This window comes from Methylomonas sp. Uni0011 (genome assembly GCF_056850255.1).
The window spans coordinates 1-20787 of the sequence record NZ_JBVVNO010000010.1; the positions used below are offsets into that span (position 1 = coordinate 1).

Consider the following 20787-nt stretch of genomic DNA (forward strand, 5'->3'; position numbering starts at 1 on the left):
ATGCGCTATTGATGGCCATTTGGAAGCGTAAACCGGCACAAGGCTTACTCTGGCATACCGACCGAGGGAGCCAATATGCTTCGGAAAGCCACCGGGCGCTATTGAAGCAACACGGCATTTGCCAGAGTATGAGCCGAAAAGGCAACTGTTGGGACAATGCCGTATCGGAAAGCTTCTTTCATACCTTGAAAACAGAGCTGATTCATCATCAAACCTTTCGTAATCGGGTTGAGGCTAGGCAGGCAGTGTTTGAATATATTGAAGTGTTTTATAACCGCGAGCGACTACATTCAGCCAATGGCTATTTGTCACCCGCTGACTACGAATTGCAGCAAAAAGCTGCTTAACCGTGTGTCCGGTAAGGTGTTGACACATCAGATTTGTATGGTGTTCGCGTCTTGTCCTCGAGTCGTCAGACTCGATTAAATAAACACGTAGCGACCCCTAAAATATGATCTTTAAGCCAATCTGCCCCGTGTAGCCTTGATTGGTTGAAGAAACAACAGTGTTGCCCGATGCGAAGAACACAAATCCATCTTTATTGGTAACTTGCAAGCTAATCCCTAGGTCTGCTGAATCTGAAGCGGCACTGGCGCCATTGACAGTCCAAATCCCTGTCGGTAACGCTTGAAACGATCCGGTCAGAGTGCGGTCGGTTTGGAATTCATGAATCCATGCCATTCTGAATAATGGGTACAAAGACCACTCTCTGTCGATGTCGTACACCTTGTCGACTTGAACGCCTAAACTGCCTTGCTCGGACATAACGTTCTTGCTCTGAACCGATAGACCCAAGTGATTTAGGTTGGATTCGTTGTAATGACCCATTTGTAGTGAAGTGGCCTGAATGGCAATGAACGGCATCATGTTTATTGCTGGATTTTCAATCCGATATCCGACTTCCAGCCTACCTGTCAGTGAATTGCTGTTAGTGTGGGAGCTTATCTCGGTCGTTGGTCCAATACCAGCGACATACCTCGTCGATGAGTTACTGAAATAGCCGAAATCAAAGATGCTGTTTAGGTAAAACTTATTCCATTTAGCGACGCTATATAGGCCAAACTGACCTGATACGACTGAACCGGAAGATGCGAGCGCGGATACGTTGTAGCTAGTCGATGTAGCTCCTGCCATGGCACCCACCAAGAGGTTAGGGCCAATCTCGTAATCGAATCCAATAAGACCGCCGCCTGTTTGTGTTGATACAGAAGCTGAGCCAACGATTGAAGAGCCGCTCAACGAATTTGATCCGCCCACACCAGCCGCCCAGCTTCGGAACTGGCTGTTGTCGTTATTTGCGCAGGAATGGCCGATAACCAGGTCGAATTGTGCTTTGTTCTTTTTAGCCCCGGTACCTGCTTGGCATTCATCCATGAGCCAGTAAGCACCTTGTCTTCTTACTGTATCCACAGTGATATTCGTTGCATCAAAGCTGGCAGTTTGTTGTGCAGAAATACCTTCGCCGGATATTGAATCAAAAACAGCCTGCACTTGTGGGACTGTCATTGTAACAAAGCGATTTAGAATGCTTTGGCCAGCAGTTGATGCTGGAGTAATTAAGGCTGTGTTTAAGCCGGTGGCGACCGCCAGCTGATTTTGATTGGTTGCCGTAGATATGAAGTTTGGTTGTTGGTACACATAAATTACCACGGCATTTAATTCACCAGCCGAGGTCCAGACGCCATTTGAATAAGATTTCAAGCCAAGATAGGTGTAACCATTAAACCCAGATGGTTGCGTGCCGGCTGGTGCGTTTCCGGTATTTCCCCATCTGAAATTGAAAAGCCCAGGAACGTTTGAGTCTGATTTAAGTACAAGTGCATAAGCAGTATTCGCTGTCAGTAGCCAATTTGGTATCGCAAATGTATACATTTGCTGACCACTTGACAGGGTTATTGGCTGGAGAGGGAGGCTATTGAGCTGGGTATTTGGAAGCTCAGACGCAACCGAGTAAAGGTCAATTTGGATATTGGTCGACTGCGGATATCCGCATCCAACCCCTGAGCAATTCAGTCCTAGCTGAATGGAACTGATTTCACTGGTAGCCCATGAGGGAGTAGAAAAGATAAGCCCCTTCCAATCATTCGCGCTTATACCAGAGCCGCCACTGGTCACATTTGGAGTATTTGTAATCGCGACAACAGGGGTTGCTCGTACATTATTAGCTACCAGAAAATGACAGTTAAATGTCAAGCATATTGCTAATTTGGAAAGCTTTCTTTTCAATGGGATTGGACGCTATCTTTAAGGGCAGGAAAATTTTTTATCCTACCTAGTGATAGAGATTTCGAAGGATTATGCTTCCGACTCGCAAAATAATAATGTTCGAACCCGGCGGCAATTGGTTGGTCGCGGTCCTTGACTTTCAAGTCCCCTTTGCTCGCCAATTAATTTACCGCAGAATTGTAGATCAAATTTCCCCCGATATTGGAGTAGCTCTAGTTCCAGGGTAGCGTCCTTTGTTAGCGATGCCTTATCAACCTGTGTCGAAGTGTTATCAGGAATTGCAAAAACTGGCAAAACTTGTCCGCCGTTTAACAATTCGGAAGTTAACAAATCCAACGTCGCCAAAATCTCGCTTCTCAATGCCCCCACATCTGCAACCTTTGTACCCAGGCTGTTTGCCGGAATCGCAGCCATTTCCTGAACTGCCAGCAAGCATTCCTGTTGATCGAATTCAAAAACTGGATTCAAACGGGTAATAGGCTTTTTTCTCGGACAATTTGGTGGCAGGAACTAGCAGCCGGGTTTTTAGTGCATCGAGAAAATCGCTCTGCAAATTTAGGAGCAGTAGGGCTAACGTCGATTTGCATCACTATGCCTTGCGTATTTTTATGCACAATCAAATGCTTTGCCTAGTCAAGCTAAGCCAGTGATTTAGAAATTCTCATTGCTAGACGGTTTTAGGCCAGCCTCGTTCTGTCGATTTGGCAACGGCTATCTTGCATCCATTGTTTCGGTCGGCGCGTGGCGTTGGATCAGTCCCTTTGGGAGGCCATATGCAAGCATTGTACTGCCCGGGTTTGCATTCCCAAGGCCTGCGCCACTTGGTTGGGTGCAGGAAATGCTGAAATCAGGAAAAGCGGGCCGCAGGCGCAGGGATGTGGTCTTACCCTTGTACAGCTTACGCGATAGGCAAGCAGGGCTATTTTTGGTCGAAAATGCCAACAGTTGAACTTGGGCGAACGCCTTAGTATTGGTTGCTATATTCGAGAAACCTTGGGGCAACAAAAAAGGCCTAGGTCGTTAAACCTAGGCCTTTTATTTGTCTGGTAGCGGGGGCAGGATTTGAACCTACGACCTTCGGGTTATGAGCCCGACGAGCTACCAAGCTGCTCCACCCCGCGATTGATAGTTCTGCATTATACTGGTCGCCAAAAAAATAGCAAGCAATAAACATGCAAAATCATTTGCTGCCGCCGCATTCGTACCTTCATTTCCTTAAAGTTCCTGGTCGCTGAAAAGATCAGGATGGGTTGGCTGGCGCGCAGGGACCGAATTATCGATGCTCTATGCATCAAGGATAGCCGGGCTAGCGTTCGGCTGTTGCCAGCGGCCATGGCTTCGTTCGAGCTCAGAACGAACTATTTCCCGGTGTAACCTGTATAATCCCCGCCAGAGTTGGCCGAACAGTCGCCGTTCCGCGCAAGCGGGAGGGAGGAAAGTCCGGGCTCCATAGGGCAGGGTGCCAGGTAATGCCTGGGAGGCGCGAGCCTACGGAAAGTGCCGCAGAAAATATACCGCCTGGTTCGTATCGGACCCGGTAAGGGTGAAATGGTGCGGTAAGAGCGCACCGCGCAACTGGTAACAGGTGTGGCAGGGTAAACCCCACCCGGAGCAAGATCAAATAGAGGAGCATTGGCGTGGCCCGCGCTGCTCCTGGGTAGATTGCTTGAGCGCTTGGGTGACCAAGCGCCTAGATGAATGGCTGTTCACGACAGAACCCGGCTTACAGGCCAACTCTTCCATTCCCCTATTCTTTTGCCTTCCGCAAAGACTCCATGACCTTAAAATCCGACGAATTTTTCCTGAAGGCCGAGCAACTGATCGCCGCCGGCCGCTTCATCGACAGCAAGGGCTGGGTGCCGGCCACCAGCGGTAATTTTTCGGCGCGATTGGCGGACGGCAATATTGCGATTACGGTTTCCGGTCGGCATAAAGGTCGCTTGCAAGCCGACGACATCATGCTGATCGATAACTGCGGCCGCTCGCTGGACGGCAAGAAGCCGTCGGCCGAGACCTTGCTGCACACCTCGATTTATCAGCGTTACCCTGATGTGCAAGCCGTGTTGCATCCGCATTCGGTCAACGCCACGTTGACCGCCCGGCTGTTTCAAGACGAAATCGTCCTGGAAGATTACGAACTATTGAAGGCTTTGCCCGGCATCGACACCCACGAAAGCCGCATCGTGGTGCCGATCTTTGCCAACGACCAGGATATCCCGCGTCTGGCGGCCAAGGTCGAGGACTATTTGGACAGCCACGGCGACATTCACGGTTACATCATCGCCGGCCACGGTTTTTACACTTGGGGCGCTTCGGTTGACGACGCGTTGCGGCATCTGGAAGCCCTGGAGTTTTTGTTCGATATTGAAATTCGTCTGCATGGAGTAAAACGCTTATGAGCGCATTGACTACTTATCCCGCCAACCAACCCGGCCAAGGCCAAACCTGGCGCGATTTTGACGCGATTGCCGGCCAACTGAGCGGACTGGGCGTGCAATTCGAGCGCTGGCAGGCCGAGCAAACCTTTGCCGCCGATGCGCACGCCGACACGGTATTGGCGGCTTACCAGAGTTCGATCGACAAATTGAAGCAGCAATACGGTTTTCAATCGGTCGACGTGATCAGCCTGAACGCCGAGCATCCGAACAAGGATGCGTTACGGCAAAAATTTCTGGCCGAGCATACCCACAGCGACTTCGAAGTGCGCTTCTTTGTCGAAGGCAAAGGCTTGTTTTACCTGCACGTCGGCGACCAGGTCCACGCCGTGTTGTGCGAACAAGGCGATTTGATCAGCGTGCCGGCCGATACCAAGCATTGGTTCGATATGGGCGAAAATCCGGCTTTCAAATGCATCCGCCTGTTCACGACCGAAGACGGCTGGGTAGCGGATTTTACCGGCGATAAAATCGCAGATAGCTTCCCGACGCTGGACCAATACCTCGCTGCATTATGATCGAAGCCATCGTTACCGACATCGAAGGCACCACGTCGTCGCTGTCGTTCGTAAAGGACGTACTGTTCCCTTACGCCCGCCAACACCTGCCCGCTTTCGTCGCCGAGCACTGTGCCGATCCCGAGGTAAAAGCCTTACTGGACGATGCCAATCGGCTCGCGGGAGGCCAACTCGAACAAGCGGCATTGATCGAACAATTTATTGCTTGGATCGATGCCGACCAGAAAATCACGCCGCTTAAATCTCTGCAAGGCTTGATCTGGTTGGACGGTTATCAAAACGGCGACTTTACCGGCCACGTTTACCCGGATGCGGTGCGCAATTTGGGGGCTTGGCAGGAGCGCGGCTTGAAACTGTACGTTTATTCGTCCGGCTCGGTGCAGGCGCAGAAATTGTTGTTCGGTTACAGCGATTTCGGCGATTTGACGCCGCTATTCTCCGGCTATTTCGACACCCGCATCGGCGGCAAGCGCGAAGCCGAGTCTTATCGAAAAATAGCCGACGAACTCGGTTTGCCCGCTGCGCAGATTCTGTTTCTTTCCGACATCAAAGAAGAACTGGATGCGGCGCGTATTGCCGGCTTTGCTACCCGCTGGCTGGTGCGGGACCAAACGGCGGATGCCGGCGCCGACCATCCGCAAGCGGCCGATTTCGATGCGATACGGTTCTAATCCGGCTCCGCACGGCCTATGAAAATCGCCATCCTGTCGCGCGACCCGGCGCTGTATTCCAGCGTACGGCTGATGGAGGCCGCCAAAGCACGCGGCCATGACGCGCGCATATTCGATCCGACCCATTGCTACATGAATATCACGTCGATGAAGCCGTCGATTCATTACATGGGCGAAGATTTGCTGGGTTACGATGCGGTGATTCCGCGTATCGGTGCGTCGATTACCTTCTACGGCACGGCGGTGTTGCGCCAATTCGAAGTGATGGGCGTCTATACCTTGAACAAGTCGGCGGCGATCAGCCGCTCCCGCGACAAAATGGCCTCCAGCCAATTGCTGGCTCGCAAAGGCATCGATTTGCCGATCACTGCGTTTGCGCATAATCCCGACAACATCGAAGATCTCATCGCCGAAGTCGGCGGCGCGCCGTTGGTGATCAAGCTGGTGGAAGGCTCGCAAGGCATCGGTGTGGTACTCGCAGAAACCCACAACGCGGCGCATAGCGTGATTCAGGCTTTCATGGGCTTGAACGCCAACATCATGGTGCAGGAGTTCGTTCAGGAGGCGGCCGGCAGCGACATTCGCTGTTTCGTGATTGGCGACAAGGTAGTCGCGGCCATGAAACGCCAAGGCCGCGAAGGCGAATTCCGCTCGAATTTGCATCGCGGCGGCACCGCAACACTGATCAGGCTGGCGCCGGCAGAACGCGCCGCAGCGGTTCAAGCGGCGAAAATCATGGGCTTGGACGTGTGCGGTGTCGATTTACTGCGCTCCAAACGCGGCCCTCTGGTGATGGAAGTGAATTCGTCGCCGGGGCTGGAAGGTATCGAAAAGACCAGTGGCAAGGATATTGCCGGCTTGATGATCGAATACATCGAGAAAAACGCCGGAAAGGCCAAGTCCGCGTAACAAGAGCCCGGCACAAAACCGGGCTCGGAATAAAGTCGTTACTGTTCCAACGTGACGAAAGCCAGCTTCGAGATGCCGGCGTGTTGCACGGTGGCCATCACTTCCGCCACTTTGCCGTAGTTGACGCCTTGGTCGGCATAGATATGGATGATCAGTTCGGGGTTGGCGGCCAGTTCGCTTCTCAGCGTAGTGTCCAGCGCGGCCAGATCGGCGACCGAATTCTTGTTCAGAGTCACCGCGCCCTGGGCGTCGATACCCAGTTGCATCGGCTGTTTTTCGGTATCCGGGGTGGTGGAAGCCGTTTTCGGCAGCGCTACGTTTACCGATTGGGTTAGCAAAGGTGCGGTTACCAATAAGATGATCACCAGCACCAGCATGACATCGACTAACGGCGTGACGTTTATTTCACTGACCGCCTCGTCGTCTTCCGAATTCGTTTTAAATCCCATTTATTTACTCCTTGTTTTTACCGTTGTCGCCAAAGGCGATATGCAGAAAGCCGTCCACGAAATTCTCCAGCGACGCCCGATGGTGCTTGGCGCGCCTCAGGAAAAAATTGTAGGCCAAGACTGCCGGAACTGCCACTGCGATACCGATGGCCGTGGCAATCAAGGCGTCGCCGATCGGGCCGGCCACGACATCCAGGCTGGCCGAGCCGCTGGCGCTGATGTCATGCATTGCGTGCATGATGCCCAATACCGTACCGAATAAGCCGACAAACGGCGCCGTGCTGCCGATGCTGGCGAGCATGGTCAGACCGCTTTCCATCCGGCGCTGCTCGTCCTGGGTTTGTTTGCGCAAGGTCTGCTCCAGCAAATCCTGCGGCGAACCGCGGAATTTCAGGCTGGCGCAGGTCTCCGGGTGGCTCATTTCCGCCAGCCAGGCGAAACCGCATTGGGCAATGCGCGCTTTCGGGCCGCGCGCGGTCTCGGTAGGCAATTGTTCAGCGGCTTTCAAATCGACCGAGTCCCAAAAAGCGGCGTTGTATTTTTTGTTGTAGTAGTTGTTTTTGGCGAATTGCCAAATTTTGAACAGAATCAGAGTCCAGGTTATCAGCGAAAACACCACCAGTGTGTACAGGGTGGCGTCGATAACAGCTTCTGGGGCTATATGGTAAGGCATTACTCTCTCCGAGTTTTATTATTCACGTAGTGTAAAAATGATTGGCACGATCACCGAACTGGCCACCGGCGTTTCACCGCGCTTGGCCGGAATGAATTTCCATTTTTTAACGGCCTCCATCGCCGATTCGTCCAGTATTTCGTGGCCGCTGCTCTGATCCACCGCGACCGCTTCGCTCAGGCCATCCGCGGAAACTTGGACTTTTAGCAGCACCTTACCCTGCCAGCCGCGGCTCTTCGCGATCATCGGATATTCCGGTTTCGGATTGTGGGCGTAATTGGCGCGATAATTTGCTTCAGTAAACTGTTCGGCGCGGGTCGGCACGCTGCTCGTGCTGGTGGCCGGAGCGCTGGGGGCGCTCGGCGCGCTCACCGGTGCCGGTTGCGGCTCGGCCGGAGCTTCTACCGGCGCAAATTCCGGCGCTTTTTGCACAATGGGCGGCGCCTTTTTCGGCAGCGGTTTCGGTTGCGGTTTTTTTGGCGGCGGTTTTTTTTCCGGCGGCGGCGGTGCAGGCGGTGGCGGAGCCGCAGCAGGTTTGGGGGCGGACATTGCGATCATCGAGACTTCCATGATCAGCGGTTGGGCCTCGGTCAGTTTCTCTTCGGGCTTTAGCAATTGCTGCAGGCCCCAGATGTGCAACAGTAATACCAAGACCGCCAATAATCTGAGCATACTGGCGGGCCGTTCCTCGCCGAATAAGCCTCGCCAAAACCAATGTTGACCGCGCCCCCCTGTCTGTCCCACGCCGCCGAACGATACCAAGTGATTTTCCGGCAAAGCATCCTCGTGGTTTTTAAATAAAAACATATAAGCAGTTCAGTACAAAAATATGCGCGATTGGTTTTTAATCATACATTGTATGTTATTACCTCCCCCTCGTCAGCCACCACCTCGCGGACGGCAGTGGGGGCCGAATAAAGACTAAGACGTTTCAGAACCTCAAATCCCCCCTCCCGACCTTTGCGGTTGGCGGCAAAATCGCGATCTGTGGCATAATTTTCCGGCCCGTCCCTAATCTTCCGCTATTTTCTATGTCCGCAAAACATTCCCAGACCAAGGAGCAAATCGCTGCGTTGGCGTTTAGCGCCATCGGCGTCGTCTTCGGCGACATCGGCACCAGTCCGCTGTATGCCGTAAAAGAGGTTTTTCACGGTGGCTTGCCTACCGATACGGTCCACGTACTGGGCGTGTTGTCGTTGATTTTTTGGGCCATCACTCTGGTGGTTACCACCAAATACGCCATCTTCATTATGCGCGCGGATAACAAGGGAGAAGGCGGCATTATGGCGCTGATGGCGCTGGCGATGCATGGCTCGAAGGATAATCCGGAACGTAAACTGTTCATTGTCACGATAGGTTTGCTGGGCGCCGCGCTGTTCTATGGCGATAGCATGATTACCCCAGCCATCTCGGTGCTTAGCGCCGTCGAAGGCTTGCAGATCGTTGCGCCGCGGTTGGGAAACTTCATTTCGCCGATCACCATTTCGGTGCTTGCGGTGTTGTTTGTCATCCAAGCCAAAGGCACGGGTCGAGTCGGGCGCATGTTTGCGCCGGTGATGTGCGTTTGGTTTGCTGCATTGGCTCTGCTCGGGATCTTTAACATCCTGCAGCACCCTGACGTGTTGATGGCGCTCAACCCTTACTATGCCTTTAGTTTGCTGCTCGAAATCGGCTGGAAGGGCTTTGTCATCATGGGCGCGGTGGTATTGGCGATTACCGGCGCCGAGGCGCTGTATGCCGACATGGGCCATTTCGGGTTGAAACCGATCCGCTACGCCTGGTTCGGCTTCGTATTCCCGGCGCTGTTGTTGAACTATCTGGGCCAGGGCGCCTTGTTGATCGGCAATCCGAAAGCGGTGGAAAATCCGTTCTTTCTGATGGCGCCGCAGTGGGCATCTTTTCCGCTGCTGGTATTGGCGACCCTATCCACCGTAATCGCTTCGCAAGCCGTGATTTCCGGGGCTTTTTCGGTGACCCGCCAAGCCATCCTGCTGGGCTATTGCCCACGCATGAACATCCGCCATACTTCCGGCGACGAAATGGGCCAAGTGTTCGTGCCGGCTATCAACTGGTTGTTGATGGTATCGGTGTTCATATTGGTACTGAGCTTTAAATCCTCATCCGCACTCGCCTCGGCTTACGGCATCGCAGTGACCGGCACCATGATCGTGGACACTATACTGGCCTTCATCGTGATCCAGGGTTTGTGGCAATGGAACAAGCCCACCAGCATTCTGTTTTTATCCACCTTCTTGATCATCGACTTACTGTTTCTGTCCTCCAACAGCCTGAAAATTCCGCACGGCGGCTGGCTGCCGCTAGTGGTCGGCACCGTGTTGTTTTTGGTGATGACTACCTGGATCAAGGGCAAGCAGTTGTTGGCCCGCTACCTGGACGAACGCCGGGTGCTGTTCGAAGACTTGGAGGAACGCTTGCGCGACCAGCCACTGGCTACCGTACCCGGCACCGCGATTTATATGGCGCGCAGCGTGCACGGTGTGCCGCAGGTTTTGCTGCACAACCTGGAGCATAACCATGTGATTCACGAGAAGGTGATCGTATTGACCATCGTCACCCGCGAGGAACCTTACGTGGAGGAAGCGCAACGGGTCAAAATTCGTTCGTTTGGCGACAGCGGCAACTTTTACCGCGTCAAACTGTATTTCGGCTTTCAGGAGGAACAGGACGTCCGCCGTGCGCTGCAGCTTTGTTGCCACGAAGGCCTGGATATCAACCAGAAAACCGTATCGTTTTTTATTGGTAGCGAGCGCCTGTCATTCCGCCGCAAAAGTCCGATGCCCAAATGGCGGCGCTCCCTGTTCAGTTTCCTGACTCACAATTCCAGCAGTGCGATCGAATATTTCAAAATCCCGGTTGATCGGGTCATCGAGCTAGGCATTCGGATCGAGTTGTAGTCAGTCTTACTGCGGACTATTGATCGCGGCGTCCGTGCCAGCCGCCGGGTCGGCGATCGTCGCCATCACCGCCGCGCTCGCGCCAAGCCCTGCGGCCACCGGCTTCGGCCGGCTCCGGCCGCGCCATCAAAGAATATCCTCGCCACGCAGACCGGTCCGGTTGATGATCGTCCCGATCATGATCCGGCGAGCGGCCGCGCCAATCGCCGCGACGGTCGTCGTGGCGGTCGAAATCCGGCCGCCGCCAGTCGTGGTGATCATGGTGGTCGTGAATCCGGCCTTGCGGCAGGTAGTAGCGACCGTAAGTTATCGTCGTACCTGGGCTGTAATAGCTGCCGCCGCCGTAACTGCGCGAATAGGTCGGGGACGAATAATAGCCATTGCCGTAACCCGAATAGCCACGTTGGTAGTAGCCCGTCGCACAACCCGACAGGGCGATAGCTGCGATGGAAAAAATGGTGACTTTCAAGGTTTTCATGACTGCCTCTTGGCTTTGCGGCCCTCTTGGATTAAGTTGGCTACAGCGTATCGAGGCAGACTTAATCGGCGCTTAAACTCCAGGCTGCACCAAAAAACCCGCCGGTTCGGCAATCACCGGATTGATCAGGTCGCCAATCCCCTCGATTTGGATACGCACGGTTTGTCCCGGCTTTAAATAACCGCGCGGCTTCATTTTCACACCCACGCCGGCCGGGGTGCCGGTGCTGATCACATCGCCCGGCTCCAAGGTCATGACCTGGCTCAGATAGGCGATCAACTCGTAACAATTGAAAATCATCTCGCCGGTATTAGCGTTTTGGCGCAATTCATCGTCGACCCAGGTTTTCAGACTCAGGTTGTGCGGGTCGGCGATTTCGTCGGCGGTAATCAGCCAGGGACCCAGCGGGCCGTGGGTGTCGAAGGATTTACCCAGGGTCCAGGTCGGCGTCCGCGCCTGCCAGTCGCGCACTGTCACATCATTGCAGATCGTATAGCCGGCAATCACTTCGACGGCGCGTTCGGCGGGGACATTTTTGCAGCGCTGGCCGATGACCACAGCCAACTCGCCTTCGTAATCGACTTTATCCGAGATTAGCGGAATATGGATTGCCGCGCCGGGCCCGATGACGCAGGTGCTTTGTTTGGTGAAAAACGTCGGGTATTCCGGTTTTTCCAAGCCGGTTTCGCCGATGTGGTCGGCGTAATTCAAACCCACGCCCAGCAATTTGCCCGGGCGCGGGATCGGCGCCAACAGCGTCACATCGGTCAGCGCGATGCGCGGCGCATCGGCATCGATCAAGGCTTGCAACGCCTGTCGTGCCGAGTCGCCCGCCGCCAAAAACGCCGGCATGTCGTTCGGCGCCTCCGCGCCGGCGGCCACCACCGCATCGCCCACCACCGCGCCGATTTTGCGCACGCCGTTGTCCAGAAAAGTCGCCAATTTCATATAGTCCGCTCAGTTCCAAAAAGCGGGCATTCTAGCCGATCGGCCGCAAATTGGCGGCAAGCGGGCGTTGGCGTTCGCCGCTCGGCGCGTTGTGGGGTACAATCGCCGCTTGATTGTTCGCGGCCCGGCCGCCCCATTTTGAGTTCCACCGATGACACCCGCCCAATTTGCCGACTACGCCCAACAAGGCTATAACCGCATCCCGGTCTGGCGCGAAGTTTTAGCCGACCTGGACACGCCGCTCAGCGCTTATCTCAAGCTGGCCGACGGCGCGTATTCTTATCTGTTCGAATCGGTACACGGCGGCGAACAATGGGGGCGCTATTCGATCATCGGTCTGCCCTGTCATACCCGGATCAAAATCAGCGGTCAGAGCATAACCGTCGAAAACGACGGTGCCGAGGCTCAGGTGTTCCAGCACCAGCAACCGTTGCAGTGGATAGAGGAATTCCGCCAGCAATACAAAGTGCCGGATGTGCCCGGCCTGCCGCGCTTTAACGGCGGCCTGGTCGGTTATTTCGGCTACGAAACCATCGGCTACATCGAACCGCGCCTGCAACCCAGCGGCAAACCCGACCCGATTGGCGCCCCGGATATCCTGTTGATGGTGTCGCAGGATTTGCTGGTGTTCGACAACCTGTCCGGCAAGATGCTGCTATTGACTCACGCCGATCCGGCGCAGGACAACGCCTATCATAATGCCAAGGCCCGGCTGGACCGACTGGTGGAAAAATTGCGCAAGCCGCACGCCCACCCGCAACCGCACGCGGCCGGAAAACAGGTCAACGAAGCCGATTTCGTCTCCGGATTTACCCAGCAGGGCTACGAAGACGCGGTACTGAAAGTCAAACAATACATCACCGACGGCGACTGCATGCAGGTGGTATTGTCGCAGCGCATGTCGATTCCGTTTAATGCCGCGCCGCTGGATTTGTATCGGGCACTGCGTTGCCTGAACCCGTCGCCGTACATGTTTTTCATGAACCTGGACGATTTGCATGTGGTCGGCTCGTCGCCGGAGATTCTGGTACGGCTGGAAGACAACGAAGTCACGGTCAGGCCGATCGCCGGCACCCGCCGCCGCGGCGAAACCCACGAGCAGGATCTGGAGCTGGAAAAAGAACTGCTGGCCGATCCGAAAGAAATTGCCGAACACTTGATGCTGATCGACCTGGGCCGCAACGATACCGGCCGCGTCGCCAAAATCGGCAGCGTCAAACTCACCGACAAGATGATCGTCGAGCGCTACTCGCACGTGATGCACATCGTTTCCAATGTCACCGGCGAATTGCAGGACGGCAAAAATGCCTTCGACGTGTTGGCGGCGACCTTTCCGGCCGGCACCGTCAGCGGCGCGCCGAAAATCAGGGCGATGGAAATCATCGACGAACTGGAGCCGGTCAAGCGCGGCATCTATTCCGGCGCGGTCGGTTACATTTCCTGGTCCGGCAACCTGGATACCGCAATCGCGATCCGTACCGCCGTGATCAAGGACCAAACTTTACACATTCAAGCCGGCGCCGGCATCGTCTACGATTCGATCCCGCGCAACGAATGGGATGAAACAATGAACAAAGGCCGCGCGGTATTCCGCGCCGTCAGCATGGCCGAAGCCGGCCTCGGAGGCAAAGCATGAGCGGCGTCAGATTGGTGATGGTCGACAATTACGATTCGTTCACCTACAACCTGGTGCAATATTTCGGCGAACTCGGCGCCGACGTGGTGGTGGTGCGCAACGACGAAGTCACGGTGGAAGACATTGAGGGCTTGCGCCCGGACAAGATCGTCATTTCCCCCGGCCCGTGCACGCCAAAGGAAGCCGGCATTTCCGTGGACACCATCCATCGTTACGCCGGCAAATACCCGATTCTGGGCGTCTGCCTCGGCCACCAAAGCATAGGTTACGCCTTCGGCGGTAACATCATCCACGCCAAACAGATCATGCACGGCAAGGTGTCGCCGGTTTACCACAACGATGTCGGCGTGTTCAAAGGCCTGAGCAACCCGTTTACCGCGACCCGCTACCATTCGCTGGTCATCGAACAGGCGACCATTCCCGATTGCCTGGAAATCACCGCCTGGACTCAGGACGAACAAGGCAACATCGACGAAATCATGGGCGTGCGCCACAAAACCCTCGACATCGAAGGCGTGCAATTCCACCCCGAGTCGATCCTGACCGAGCACGGGCACGACATGCTCAGGAATTTTCTGCAGCGCTGAAAAACCTCGCCGCGGCCGTTTTATCCGGCCGCGGCCACCGCAAACGCAGTCTTATCGACGACTCGTCTCAGTACAAAGCTGGAATGCACGCCGCTGACGCCGGGAATGCCGGTGATGCGCTTCAGCAGCAACTCCTGGTAAGCGTCCAGATCCTTGACCGCGACCTTGAGCTGGTAATCGGCGGCCTGGCCGGTAATCAGCAGGCACTCCATCACCTCCGGGATCTCGGCGACGGCGGCCTCGAAAGCGGCAAAGCGCTCCGGCGTGTGCCGATCCATCGAAATCTGCACCAACGCGGTCAGGCTCAAGCCCAAGGCCTTGGCATCCAATAGCGCCCGGTAGCCGACGATCAGGCCGGCTTCCTCCAGCGCCCGTACCCGGCGCAGACAAGGCGACGGCGACAGGCCGATGCGGTCGGCCAGTTCCTGATTGCTGATCCGGCCGTCGTTTTGCAGCGCGGTCAAAATTTGCCGAGCGTAGCGGTCTAGGTCCATAAATTGCCTATATCACATTAATTTAGGCAATAAAATTAATTAAAAAGACATTATTCGGCAATATTAATTTAATTCTACCGCGAATCTTCGCTATAAACGCAATCGCCTGTCTGTCGCTTTGGCGTATCGTATCGCCAACTCGAATACAGGAGACCGACCATGTTAGCCAACCCTTCCATGAAATACCGGCCGTTTCCGCCGCTCGCCTTGCCGGATCGGCAGTGGCCCAACCGGGCCATAGCTCAAGCCCCTATCTGGATGAGCACCGATCTGCGCGACGGCAATCAGGCCTTGTTCGAGCCGATGAACGCGGCACGTAAACTCCGCTTGTTCGAAACCTTGTGCGGCATCGGCTTCAAGCAAATCGAAGTGGCGTTTCCGTCCGCCTCCCAAACCGATTTCGACTTCGTCCGCCAATTGATCAGCGAACAGCGGGTTCCCGACGACGTGACGATAGAAGTGCTGAGCCATGCCCGCGCCCCGTTGTTGCGCCGCACTGTCGAAAGCTTGCGCGGCGCCCGCAGCGCCATCGTGCATATCGTCAACGCCACCTCGCAACCGTTCCGTGAGCTGGTGCTGGGCATGAGCAAGGCCCAAGTGCTGGCGATGGCGGTCAACGCGGTGCGCTTGGTCAAGGAATTGACTGTCATGCAACCCGCTACCGACTGGCAGTTGCAATACAGCCTGGAAACCTTCACCGCCACCGAACTGGATTACGCGCTGGAAGTGGCCGACGCCGTCGTCGAAGCCTGGGGTGCGACGCCGGAAAACAAGCTCATTTTGAACCTGCCGTCGTCGGTGGAACACGCGACGCCGAACGTCTACGCCGACCAGATCGAATGGATGCACCGTCGCATCGCCCGCCGCGACAGCGTGGTGTTGAGCGTGCATCCGCACAACGATCGCGGCACCGCGGTGGCTGCCGCCGAACTGGCGTTGATGGCCGGCGCCGAGCGGGTCGAAGGCTGTTTGTTCGGCAACGGCGAACGCACCGGCAACGTCGATCTGGTCACGCTGGCTTTGAATTTGTACACCCAGGGCATCGCGCCGGGTCTGGATTTTTCCGACACTGACGCGGTCGCGTGCAGCTTCGAAGCCTGCACCGGCTTGAGCGTACCGCCGCGCCAGCCTTATGCCGGCGATTTGGTGTTCACCGCATTCTCCGGCTCGCACCAGGATGCGATCAAGAAAGGCTTCGCCGCGCAAACTGCGGGCGGCTTGTGGAACGTGCCCTATCTGCCGTTCGATCCGGCCGACGTCGGTCGCGGTTACGATGCGGTGATTCGGGTCAACAGCCAATCCGGCAAGGGCGGCATCGCCCATTTGTTGGAAAGCCATTACGGCATCGTCTTGCCGCGCCGCTTGCAGGCCGAATTCGCTCAAGTGGTGCAGCAACAGGCCGACGCCGGCGGCGGCGAGATCGGCCATGCGGAAATCTGGCGCTTGTTCAACGCGACTTATTTGGCGGATGCTGGGCCGCTCCGTTACCTCGGCCACCGTTTAGCCGAAATCGATGGCGGCCAGCGAATCGAATTGGAACTGCAGTGGCGCGGCGCAACGCGCTGTGTGGCCGGCAACGGCAATGGTCCGCTGGATGCGGCGGTCGCCGCGTTGGCGGTGCTGGATTACGCTGAGACAATCCGCAATTATGAAGAACGCTCGCTCGGCCCCAGCCGCCACGGCGGCGATGCCCGCGCCTGCGCCTTCGTCGAACTGGCCGGCCCGGATGGCCAGCCGGTGCGTTACGGCGTCGGCATCGACGATAATTTGCTGACGGCGTCGATCAAGGCGCTGATCAGCGGCGTCCATCGCTCGGCCGAATAGTTTTCCAGGCCGGATGGCGTTCGATTGCGGCCAGGGCCTCGGCCAGCAGGCTGATGCCCGGCTCGGTGCGGTGCCAGGTCGAGGCGCCGGAGGGATGCGGCAGCGGGATCAGGTCGGCAGCGTGGCCGTAGGCGTCGACCTGAAATTGCTTGCCGATGACGGTGTTGAGTTTGTCTGCCTTCAGCCATTGCTGGATCGCCAGCTTGCCGACCGGGATGATCAGTTGCGGTTGCAAGATCTCGATTTCGGCGCGCAGCCAGGCCGAGCAGTTTTCGATTTCGGCCGGGCTCGGCACCCGATCGCCGCCGCCGACCTGCTTGCCTGGGAAGCAGCGGCACACCGCCGCCATATACACCCTTTGCCGAAATTGCGCTTCGTCCAGGCCCAATCGGGCGAACCAGCCGAACAACGTCTTGCCGGCGGTCCAGGCGAACGGTTTGCCGAATTGGCCTTCCTTGCCGCCCGGCGCCTGACCGATCAGCAGCACTTTCGACATCACCGGTTGACAACAAACCACCGGACCGACCATCTCCGGACAACGCCGGCAGGCCAGCAAGGCGGCCCGATGCTGGTGCAGCGCGCTCAAGCGATTTGAATGTCGATGCCGACCGGACAGTGGTCCGAGCCAGTGATCTCCGGCAGGATGAAGGCGCTTTGGATGCTCGGCAGTAGCGGTTCGCTGGCCAACAGGTAATCGATCCGCCAACCGATGTTCTTTTCGCGGGCGTTGGCGCGGTAACTCCACCAACTGTACGCCACTTGCTCCGGATGGAAATGGCGGAAGCTGTCGATCAGGCCGCGCGCCAGAATACTGTCGAAGCCGTCGATCTCGGCCTGGGTGTAGCCGGCCGATTTGTTGTAATTGGCCTTGGGCCGGGCGATGTCGATGGCTTGGTGGGCGACGTTGAAATCGCCGCCGACGATCACCGGTTTGCGGCTTTGCAGATCGGCCAGGTAATCGCCGAACGCCTGGTCCCAGGTTTGCCGGTAATCCAGTCGGGACAGGCCGTCGCCGGAATTCGGCACATAGACGTTCACCAAGTAAAACCCTTCGTACTCGGCGGCGATGACCCGGCCTTCCAGGTCGTGGTCGGTTTGGCCGATGTCGCGCAGAATTTGCAAGGGCTCCTGTCGGCACAGCAGCGCGACGCCGGAATAACCCTTGCGCTCGGCCGAGTTGGCGTGGACGTGGTAACCATCGATGCCGTTCAGGGCCTGCGCCACTTGGTCTTCCTGGGCCTTGGTTTCTTGCAACAAGATGCAATCGGCGTCGATTCGAGCCAGGGTTTCGGCAAAACCTTTGCCTTGTACGGCGCGGATGCCGTTGACGTTCCAGGAGACAATTTTCATTGCGGTAGTCGGGATGCGGTTGAAGACCGGGCTATTCTAAGCGTTGCCGGTCGCAACGGCATAGTGCGGCCGGCCGGAGGTTGGCGTCACTTAGTCGTGCCGATATTGATTCTTTGGAAATATTTACCCAAATCGATCCGGATCGGCATGAAATAGACGTGCAAACCGGTCTCGGCCGCCGTCGCGATCAGATTGTTGGCGAACTCGACGTTCCAGTCGTAATCCGGACGGAAATTTTTCGGAAATTTGACCCGATTTTTCACTTCCCAATAATTCTGCGAGGCCTGAGTCGTGATCGGACTGATGCCGATATAGGTTTCCAGCCCTTGCATATGTTCGGCATAAATCTCGACCATGCGCGGATCGTAAAACGGTTGCGAGAAAAAGCCGGTGGCGCCGGCATCGGCCTTGCGCCAGATATAGTCGCACTCGTCCTGCAAACCCTGGCGATGCGGATCGAAACCGGCGTAAATATTTAGCTCCGGAAAGCGGCGGCGCACGGCGCGGATCAAATCCACCACGTCGGTATTGTAAAACGCCCGTTTCAAACCCTCAGGCGGATCGCCGGTCACCAGCAACACGCTATCCAGGCCGTAGTCTTCGATGATGCGGAACAATTCGCCGCCGTCAATTTTAAAGTCGATGGCTCGAAAATGCGGGATGAAGCGGAAACGGCTACGATCGACCCGGCTTGCCAATTGCCAACTGCGGGTGTCGAAGCGCTGGATATCCGGCACGTTGATGATGTTGATGCCTTGGTTCAGGGTTTGCACAAAGGCGTATTGTTCGTCGAAAGCCTGTAGGCTTCTGGGTACGATTTCGAAAGAAATATTCATGGATGGTGTAACGAATGGAAGTGTATTCGGTCTGCGGCTGGGTTCAACCGGCGCTGGCAAGTTTGGAATCGGTATCGTCTGCCGGGGTTTGCTGCGGTTGAGCCATCAACCCGGAGAACAGTTGCAGGTAGTCATCCGCGGAATGATTAACCGCTTCGACCATCTTGCTATATTGCGCCAGCACCTGCTGCCCTAGCGGTGTCAGTACCGTGCCGCCGCCGTGGCGTCCACCTTTCGCGGCGTGCACCAATGGCTCGGCAAAGCTACGGTTCATCACATCCACCAACATCCAGGCCCGGCGGTAGCTCATATTCATGGATTTACCCGCTGCCATGATGGAACCGGTTTTTTGAATGGCGGCCAACAGTTCGGCTTTGCCCGGCCCCATCGCAATTTCTTGGTTATGGAGCAGACGCACCGTAATTTTTAACTTCGGAAGCTGGGCATCCGTATCGGTTTTGGTTGATGTCATGGCTTGGTAACGGACGAAAACGGCTAAGGTAGGCATGATACATCGCTAGCCGGGTTAATTCGACATGCTAGCCGATCAATCCCAATCTCAGGCGGATGACGGCGCCGTTTACCAAGTCGGGGTATTGCGCCGATGGGAGCATTTCCGGCCGATCTCTCTGGTATCGGTTGCCGAATAGGCTGCCAAATCGCTTGCCTGATCCGCATTGCGGCTACTATATCGGCTTTTTAACCAGTTCAGTACGCAGGAGCACCGCATGAATCCATTGTTCGACCCCATCCGTATCGGCGACCTCGAATTGCCCAACCGTATCGTTATGGCGCCGTTAACCCGCTGCCGCGCTGGTGCCGGCCGGGTACCGAACGCGCTGATGGCGCAATACTACGCGCAACGCGCCAGCGCCGGATTGATTCTTAGCGAAGCGACATGCGTCAGTCCGCAAGGCGTCGGTTATCCGGATACGCCGGGCATCTGGTCGGCGGCGCAGATCGAAGGCTGGCGCGGTGTTACCGAAGCGGTCCATGCCGCCGGCGGCCGCATGTTTTTGCAACTGTGGCATGTCGGGCGGATATCCGATCCGTTTTATCTGGACGGCGAGTTACCGGTTGCGCCCAGCGCGATTGCTGCGCAAGGCCATGTCAGCCTGTTACGGCCGATGCGCGATTTTGTCACTCCGCGCGCGTTGGCGCTGGATGAGATGCCGGCCATCGTCGAGGCGTTTCGCCAGGGGGCTGCTAACGCCAAATTGGCCGGTTTCGACGGCGTCGAAATCCATGCCGCTAACGGGTACCTGTTGGACCAATTTCTGCAAGACAGTACCAACCGCCGCGACGACGCCTACGGCGGGCCGGTGGCAAATCGCGCCCGCCTGTTGTTGGAGGCAACCGATGCGGCGATTTCGGTATGGGGTGCCGGCAGGGTCGGCGTGCATTTGGCGCCGCGCTGCGATATGCACAGCATGGGAGACTCCGATCCGCTGACCACCTTCGGCTATGTCGCCGAACAATTGGGCAAACGTCGGCTGGCCTTTATCTTCACGCGCGAAGCCCAGGGCGCCGACGCCATCAGTCCGGCTTTGAAACGCCGCTTCGGCGGCGTGCTGATCGCCAACGAAAATTTCAGCGCCGAAACTGCAGCGCAAGCCATCGCCAGCGGCGATGCCGACGCGGTGTCGTTTGGCAAGCACTTCATCGCCAACCCCGATCTACCGCACCGCTTAAAGACCGGTGCGGCATTGACGCCGTTCGACGCCTCGACGTTTTACCTGTACGGCGAGGCCGGACCGAGCGAGGGGTATACCGATTATCCATTGCTGGCGGATTGAGTATCTGGCAGCCGAGTTACCTATCATTCGGAAAAAGCGGAG

At 56.4% G+C, this 20787-nt stretch carries 22 protein-coding genes, 1 tRNA gene and 1 other RNA gene; 11 read left to right on the forward strand and 13 right to left on the reverse strand.

From position 1 onward, the window contains the following. Positions 1-347, forward strand: a 347-nt coding sequence (locus AC0IM9_RS12635; RefSeq protein ID WP_482804242.1) for an IS3 family transposase, incomplete at its 5' end; no start/stop codon positions are given. A 97-nt stretch (positions 348-444) separates the two neighbouring features. Here AC0IM9_RS12635 and AC0IM9_RS12640 read toward each other — a convergent pair. From AC0IM9_RS12640 to AC0IM9_RS12650, 3 genes are all read right to left on the reverse strand, one after another. Beyond that, positions 445-2226 carry an autotransporter domain-containing protein gene (locus tag AC0IM9_RS12640; RefSeq protein ID WP_482804243.1) on the reverse strand — a complete coding sequence of 594 codons (1782 nt, stop codon included), beginning with the start codon at positions 2224-2226 and terminating at the stop codon, positions 445-447. 69 nt (positions 2227-2295) lie between these two features. Beyond that, positions 2296-2733, reverse strand: a complete 438-nt coding sequence (locus AC0IM9_RS12645) for a CcdB family protein (protein ID WP_482804312.1) — start codon at positions 2731-2733, stop codon at positions 2296-2298. Positions 2734-3270: 537 nt separating this feature from the next. Next, positions 3271-3347 (reverse strand) — tRNA-Met (locus AC0IM9_RS12650). Positions 3348-3617: 270 nt separating this feature from the next. Here AC0IM9_RS12650 and rnpB point away from each other — a divergent pair. The 5 genes from rnpB to rimK all read left to right on the forward strand — a co-directional run bounded on the left by rnpB (position 3618) and on the right by rimK (position 6759). Beyond that, an RNA gene (rnpB, locus tag AC0IM9_RS12655) (RNase P RNA component class A) lies at positions 3618-3968 on the forward strand. Positions 3969-4001: 33 nt separating this feature from the next. Beyond that, the gene (locus AC0IM9_RS12660; RefSeq protein ID WP_482804244.1) at positions 4002-4625 is read left to right on the forward strand and encodes a methylthioribulose 1-phosphate dehydratase; all 624 of its coding nucleotides are present in this window, start codon (positions 4002-4004) and stop codon (positions 4623-4625) included. Then, entirely contained in the window at positions 4622-5179 is a 558-nt protein-coding gene (locus AC0IM9_RS12665; RefSeq protein ID WP_140914326.1) for a 1,2-dihydroxy-3-keto-5-methylthiopentene dioxygenase, read from the forward strand. The genes AC0IM9_RS12660 and AC0IM9_RS12665 overlap by 4 nt, the downstream gene beginning before the upstream one ends. Then, the gene (mtnC, locus tag AC0IM9_RS12670) at positions 5176-5850 is read left to right on the forward strand and encodes an acireductone synthase (protein WP_140914327.1); all 675 of its coding nucleotides are present in this window, start codon (positions 5176-5178) and stop codon (positions 5848-5850) included. Before AC0IM9_RS12665 ends, mtnC begins: the two co-directional genes overlap by 4 nt. 18 nt (positions 5851-5868) lie before the next feature. Continuing rightward, positions 5869-6759 carry a 30S ribosomal protein S6--L-glutamate ligase gene (gene rimK / locus AC0IM9_RS12675; protein WP_140914328.1) on the forward strand — a complete coding sequence of 297 codons (891 nt, stop codon included), beginning with the start codon at positions 5869-5871 and terminating at the stop codon, positions 6757-6759. A 38-nt stretch (positions 6760-6797) separates the two neighbouring features. Here rimK and AC0IM9_RS12680 read toward each other — a convergent pair whose 3' ends face one another. From AC0IM9_RS12680 to AC0IM9_RS12690, 3 genes are read right to left on the reverse strand one after another with little or no spacing between them, the layout of a single operon-like run. Continuing rightward, positions 6798-7208 (reverse strand): ExbD/TolR family protein, encoded by a 411-nt coding sequence (locus tag AC0IM9_RS12680; protein WP_140913943.1) that lies wholly within the window; start codon positions 7206-7208, stop codon positions 6798-6800. A gap of 4 nt (positions 7209-7212) precedes the next feature. Then, entirely contained in the window at positions 7213-7881 is a 669-nt protein-coding gene (locus AC0IM9_RS12685; RefSeq protein WP_140913944.1) for a MotA/TolQ/ExbB proton channel family protein, read from the reverse strand. A gap of 18 nt (positions 7882-7899) precedes the next feature. Beyond that, the gene (locus AC0IM9_RS12690) at positions 7900-8688 is read right to left on the reverse strand and encodes an energy transducer TonB (RefSeq protein WP_482804245.1); all 789 of its coding nucleotides are present in this window, start codon (positions 8686-8688) and stop codon (positions 7900-7902) included. Between the two features lie 224 nt (positions 8689-8912). Between AC0IM9_RS12690 and AC0IM9_RS12695 the strand changes: the two genes are divergently transcribed. Next, on the forward strand, positions 8913-10796 hold the full coding sequence (locus AC0IM9_RS12695) for a potassium transporter Kup (protein ID WP_482804246.1): 1884 nt from the start codon (positions 8913-8915) through the stop codon (positions 10794-10796). Positions 10797-10812: 16 nt separating this feature from the next. On the opposite strand, the gene AC0IM9_RS12700 is transcribed toward AC0IM9_RS12695, so the two are convergent. Both AC0IM9_RS12700 and AC0IM9_RS12705 read right to left on the reverse strand, forming a co-directional pair. Beyond that, on the reverse strand, positions 10813-11274 hold the full coding sequence (locus tag AC0IM9_RS12700; RefSeq protein ID WP_482804247.1) for a hypothetical protein: 462 nt from the start codon (positions 11272-11274) through the stop codon (positions 10813-10815). A 72-nt stretch (positions 11275-11346) separates the two neighbouring features. Then, complete coding sequence (locus AC0IM9_RS12705; RefSeq protein ID WP_482804248.1) at positions 11347-12222, reverse strand: fumarylacetoacetate hydrolase family protein; 876 nt, start codon at positions 12220-12222, stop codon at positions 11347-11349. Between the two features lie 151 nt (positions 12223-12373). On the opposite strand from AC0IM9_RS12705, the gene trpE reads away from it, so the two are divergent. Together trpE and AC0IM9_RS12715 are read left to right on the forward strand one after the other, a co-directional pair. Further along, positions 12374-13858: an anthranilate synthase component I gene (gene trpE, locus AC0IM9_RS12710; RefSeq protein WP_482804249.1), complete on the forward strand. Its 1485-nt coding sequence runs from the start codon at positions 12374-12376 to the stop codon at positions 13856-13858. Continuing rightward, entirely contained in the window at positions 13855-14445 is a 591-nt protein-coding gene (locus AC0IM9_RS12715; protein WP_482804250.1) for an anthranilate synthase component II, read from the forward strand. Before trpE ends, AC0IM9_RS12715 begins: the two co-directional genes overlap by 4 nt. A 20-nt stretch (positions 14446-14465) precedes the next feature. On the opposite strand, the gene AC0IM9_RS12720 is transcribed toward AC0IM9_RS12715, so the two are convergent. Then, positions 14466-14939, reverse strand: a complete 474-nt coding sequence (locus AC0IM9_RS12720; RefSeq protein ID WP_482804251.1) for an Lrp/AsnC family transcriptional regulator — start codon at positions 14937-14939, stop codon at positions 14466-14468. Between the two features lie 159 nt (positions 14940-15098). Between AC0IM9_RS12720 and leuA the strand changes: the two genes are divergently transcribed. Beyond that, the gene (leuA, locus tag AC0IM9_RS12725) at positions 15099-16763 is read left to right on the forward strand and encodes a 2-isopropylmalate synthase (RefSeq protein ID WP_482804252.1); all 1665 of its coding nucleotides are present in this window, start codon (positions 15099-15101) and stop codon (positions 16761-16763) included. On the opposite strand, the gene AC0IM9_RS12730 is transcribed toward leuA, so the two are convergent. The 4 genes from AC0IM9_RS12730 to AC0IM9_RS12745 all read right to left on the reverse strand — a co-directional run bounded on the left by AC0IM9_RS12730 (position 16735) and on the right by AC0IM9_RS12745 (position 19457). Next, positions 16735-17349: a uracil-DNA glycosylase family protein gene (locus AC0IM9_RS12730; RefSeq protein ID WP_505331638.1), complete on the reverse strand. Its 615-nt coding sequence runs from the start codon at positions 17347-17349 to the stop codon at positions 16735-16737. The two genes, leuA and AC0IM9_RS12730, sit on opposite strands and share 29 nt — an antisense overlap. Continuing rightward, positions 17346-18113, reverse strand: coding sequence for an exodeoxyribonuclease III (locus AC0IM9_RS12735; RefSeq protein ID WP_482804253.1), 768 nt, complete (start codon positions 18111-18113; stop codon positions 17346-17348). Before AC0IM9_RS12735 ends, AC0IM9_RS12730 begins: the two co-directional genes overlap by 4 nt. An 86-nt stretch (positions 18114-18199) precedes the next feature. Then, complete coding sequence (locus tag AC0IM9_RS12740) at positions 18200-18949, reverse strand: methylenetetrahydrofolate reductase (RefSeq protein WP_278210120.1); 750 nt, start codon at positions 18947-18949, stop codon at positions 18200-18202. A gap of 43 nt (positions 18950-18992) precedes the next feature. Next, complete coding sequence (locus AC0IM9_RS12745) at positions 18993-19457, reverse strand: winged helix-turn-helix domain-containing protein (RefSeq protein WP_482804254.1); 465 nt, start codon at positions 19455-19457, stop codon at positions 18993-18995. Positions 19458-19677: 220 nt separating this feature from the next. Between AC0IM9_RS12745 and AC0IM9_RS12750 the strand changes: the two genes are divergently transcribed. Continuing rightward, positions 19678-20745, forward strand: coding sequence for an alkene reductase (locus tag AC0IM9_RS12750; RefSeq protein WP_482804255.1), 1068 nt, complete (start codon positions 19678-19680; stop codon positions 20743-20745). The last annotated feature ends 42 nt before the right edge of the window (positions 20746-20787 follow it).